Genomic DNA, 4,381 nt, shown 5'->3' with positions numbered 1-4,381 from the left:
TTAATCTCAAAATTCAACAAAAAGGATTTATCGTGTTGTGGCTAAAAAAGATATTTGGAAATAAGTCGGAAAATTCACAAGCACCCGCACCCGCACCCGCACCCGCACCCGCACCCGCACCCGCACCCGCACCCGCACCAGAAATCAATGATGAACTTGAATCGCTCAAGAGAAAACTATCAGATGCGAAGATGGCCGGATCTGTTGATGGAAAGCATTACACAGAGTATGTGGAGATCGTAAAGCAACTCAAACGCGATGGGAAAAATGACGAGGCAATCTCCCTTCTTATCAGGTTGGTTGACGCAGTTGAAGCAGAAACAAAAATCACAGAATATGGAGGTACGCCATGGTATTACGAGCAACTTGCAATTTTGTATCACGGGAAAAATCTACAGAATCAAGAAATAAAAATACTTGAGCGTTATCTTGCCTTGCCACTTACCGGAGATGTCAGTCAAGATAAACTTTTCATGAGATTACAAAAAATATTGAAAAATTCACAGGCGAATCAAAGCACCACCTCCCCCAATAAGCAATAATCTAACAGGCTGTTGAAATACTGTTTTCCCAGTGTAGACCGATCATGAATTTCTATCGGAAACCTTATGAACGAGCCGAAATTGGTCATTTTCGACAGAAAATTAATCGAATTGGACCAGCTTCATAGGCATCAACAGTTGGTTGTCAATGGCCTTTTGGGTATTTCAACAGCCTGTTAGGCATCGCAAAGCATGAAGCTCGGCGAACTCAAGTCTCTCGGCCACAACCTTGCAGATTCCTTTGCAAGTGGGATTGGTTTATTGGTCGGGGTTTATGAAATGGATGTCTTCGCTGAAGCTGCCGCATCTGACCCTAGCTATATTGAGGTTAACTTTCTAGATGCCAGTACAACAGGAAGCGCCATTTCGGCAACGCTTCAAGGTGCGATCAAAAGCTACAGAAACGCGCTCCCTGAACTTTGCAAAAAACACGGCATCGATCCCGGTCAAATTAAAACGCTCATCGCCATATTTGGCACCGACTCTGTCTACGGCCCACATTTCACGGTTTCTGTTGAGAGTATCGACGGCCGCAATTCCACAGACAGATACATTGGTTTTCCCGGGAAGCGCCTGCGCACGAGAGGTAGAAACAATTGAGCCAGCGCAGTGTTCCAGCAATGCCTAACCAGCTCCAAAGACCTCCCCATAAGTCCACTTGAGTTCACCCCTCAAGACGCATTCAATCAGCGATCAAAGGGGTGCGATGGTTTTACGTTCGGATTGGGTTTATGCCGTGCCAAAAACCGCAGACCAAAGGCACAGCACCGCAGCTCGGTGAATCGCCAAATCACCCAAGGTGGATTCATTGAGTTGTGTGGCGTCCTCATTGAGCCGCGCCCGGTGCTGGACATGGCGTAACTGCCGGTAGGCATCGGCCGCCGCGACACCAACCCCTTCGGGCAACAGGCCCAAGCGCTCGGCGCACCGCAAAAGCGCGATGTTGCCGAGGTTGTCCTGCAAAGCCGTATGGCTGGCGCTGTGCAGCAACACCAAGGTTTGGACGGCAAATTCGACGTCCATCATCCCGCCAGGGGAATGTTTGACATCGAAACGACCCGGCCGCACGGGGCGGGCTTTACGCACCTTGTCGCGCATGTCACGGATCTCGGCGTGCAAGGCCTGCGGCTCACGCTCTGCGCCCATCACCGCGCGGCGCACAGCTTCAAAACGGGGTTCAAGTTCCGCCAAACCCGCGCACCAGCGCGCCCGGGTGATGGCTTGGTGCTCCCAGGTCCAAGCGGCGTTGCTGCCGCGCTGGAGCTGATAGCGCTCGAACGCCGCCATCGAGCTGACCAACAAGCCTGAATTGCCGTTGGGCCGCAAGGCGGTGTCGATCTCGTAGAGCATGCCAAAGCTGGTTTGCAGCGACAGCCACGTCAGCAGCTTGCGCACAAAGGCGCTGTAGATCTCAGGGGCGCGCTCATCGTCATCGTCAAAAACAAACACCACATCCAGATCGCTGCCGTAGCCCAGCTCCTTGCCCCCGAGCTTGCCGTAGGCGATCACCGCCACGCGGGGCTCCTCGCGGTGCCGCTGACGCAAATGCTGCCAAGCCCAGCGGATGGCGCACTGCAAATTGGCGTCCGCCAAGGCCGAGAGGTCATCGGCCACTTGCTCAACGCTCAACTCGCCTTCGACATCGCGCACCAAAGTGCGAAAGGTTTCGGCCTGATGCGCGCGGCGCAAGGTGTCGAGCAGCTCCCCCTCATCGGCCTCGCCGGAGCGAATCCAAGCTTGGTGGCGTTCTTCCAGATCACGCTGATAAAGCACCGGATCAAAACGCTCATGCGTCAGACGCGCATCGGCCAGCTCGTCGATCACGCCGGGATGGCGCATCAAGTAGCGCATCGGCCAGCGGGCCAACCCGAGCATGCGCAGCAACCGGCCCAGCACCAGCGGCCGCTCAGCCAGCAACGCCAAGTAGCTATCGCGGCGCAACAGCGGTTCAACCCAGTCGATGAAGCGCGCCAAAGCCTCATCACCCATCTCGGGGTGTTGTTCGTATTGTTGTCGCGCCCGCATCAAGAGACGCGCCAAGCGTTGCTTGGCATCGTCACGCAGCATCGTCACGCGCGGCTGGGCCAAAAAGCGCGTCCAGCGCGCGGCCAAGTCCGGGGGCAAGCCATCGAGCAGGGCCGGGCTGTCGAGCAATATCGGTCCCTGCCCTCCGCAGCCCTTGCAGCCGCCGGTGGGTTGACGGCCGTCGTGCAAAAGCGCGTCGAACTCCGTGGCCACCAATTCGCGGTGCGCATGGAGCTGATCGAGCAGCTGGCAAGCATCGGTGGTGCAGCGCAAGCCCATCGACTGCGCGATCCAACGCAAATCGGCATCCGAGGTGGGCAGCACATGGGTTTGCTGATCGTCGAGGAACTGGATACGGTGCTCGACTCGGCGCAAGAACACATAAGCCTGCGCCAGCTTCTCGGCCGTCTCCGCTTTGATCAGGCCAACCGCCGCCAGCCGCTCCAGCGCCTTCAGGGTCGGGCGGGTACGGATCTCGGGGAACTGCCCACCACGCACCACTTGGAGCAACTGCACGATGAACTCGATCTCGCGGATGCCGCCACGCGACAACTTCACATCATTGGCGCGCTCGGGCCGACCGGCAGCACGTCGATTGGCTTCCTCGCGCACCTTGCGATGCAGCTGGCGCAAGCCCTCAAACACGCCGTAATCGAGGTAGCGGCGGTACACAAACGGCCCGACCACATCGCGCAGCGGCAGCACCCGCCCGGCTTGCACTGACGCTTGCGGTGCCACCACCCGGCTTTTGAGCCACGCAAAACGTTCCCACTCCCGGCCTTGGACGAGGAAATACTCTTCCAGCATCGCCAAACTCACCGCCGCTGGGCCAGAGTTGCCGTTGGGCCGCAAGGCCAAGTCCATGCGAAACACAAAGCCGTCTTCGGTCACATCGTCGATCAAGGCGCGCAGTTGCCGTGCCACCAAACCGAAGTACTCGTGGGCCGAGATCACGCCTGTGCCGTCACTGCGACCCGCCGTTTCGCCATCGTTTTCATAGACGTAGATCAAGTCGATGTCGGAGGAGACATTGAGCTCGCGCGCACCGAGCTTGCCCATGCCGACCACCCAGAAATCAATCACCCGGCCGGTTTCATCCAGCGGCGCACCATGGCGGGCGTCCAAGGCTGCGCGACAAGCCTGCAAGGCCAAGTCGAGCGCCACTTCGGCCAATTCGGTCATGGCCTGCGTCACGGTTTGCACCTGGGCCTGCGCCTCGATATCCAACACCGCCAAACGCTCAATGACCAATTGACGCGTCAAGCGCAGCGCCGCAGACAAACTGCGCCCTTCAGTCAGAAAGCCATCAATGCAGGTCGTGAAAGCCGCCCTGAGCGGCATCCCAGCGGGTAGGCGGTGCAGATCGGCCGCCCGGGCTCGCCGTACACGCTGCACAAAACGCGAATGCTCCGCGCGCGCCACAACGGGGGGCTCAGCAACTTCTTGGTGGGACATGCCTGTGGTCTCCTTGCATCGTTCGGGTACATCGTTCAGGTATCGTGGCTTTGATTTTCACCCAACAAGCTGGAGTCTGATCCTATGTCCCAGACCCTGAACGTGGCCGCGATCCAGATGGTATCCACCCCGGACGTGGCCGAGAACCTCGCCACCGCCACCGCTTTGGTGGCCGAGGCCGCCAGTGCCGGCGCTGAGCTGGTGCTGCTGCCCGAATATTTCTGCCTGATCGGCCACCACGACCACGACAAGCTGCGCCATGCCGAAGCCCCCGGCCACGGGCCGATTCAAGCGACGTTGTCAGCCTTGGCGCGCCAGCATCAGCTCTGGCTGATCGGCGGCACCCTGCCCTTGGCGGT

Annotated in this window: 3 protein-coding genes and 1 pseudogene; 3 read left to right on the top strand and 1 reads right to left on the bottom strand. The window is 58.3% G+C overall.

Annotated features, from left to right (window positions below; genetic code table 11):
- Positions 1-542: pseudogene (locus tag AC3VI7_RS12245) on the top strand (hypothetical protein); the annotation flags it as partial.
- 192 nt (positions 543-734) lie between these two features.
- A complete protein-coding gene (locus AC3VI7_RS12240; RefSeq protein WP_489667790.1) occupies positions 735-1,142 on the top strand; it encodes a hypothetical protein in 408 nt (135 codons plus the stop codon).
- Between the two features lie 129 nt (positions 1,143-1,271).
- Here the strand turns inward: AC3VI7_RS12240 and glnE are convergent, their stop codons facing one another.
- Positions 1,272-4,022, bottom strand: coding sequence for a bifunctional [glutamate--ammonia ligase]-adenylyl-L-tyrosine phosphorylase/[glutamate--ammonia-ligase] adenylyltransferase (glnE, locus tag AC3VI7_RS12235; protein ID WP_489667789.1), 2,751 nt, complete (start codon positions 4,020-4,022; stop codon positions 1,272-1,274).
- Between the two features lie 84 nt (positions 4,023-4,106).
- On the opposite strand from glnE, the gene AC3VI7_RS12230 reads away from it, so the two are divergent.
- Positions 4,107-4,381, top strand: a 275-nt coding sequence (locus tag AC3VI7_RS12230; protein WP_489671582.1) for a nitrilase-related carbon-nitrogen hydrolase, incomplete at its 3' end; no start/stop codon positions are given.

The sequence above is a fragment of the Leptothrix toolikensis (SeqCode) genome, from assembly GCF_057922285.1.
This window is presented reverse-complemented; position numbering and strand designations above follow the sequence as displayed.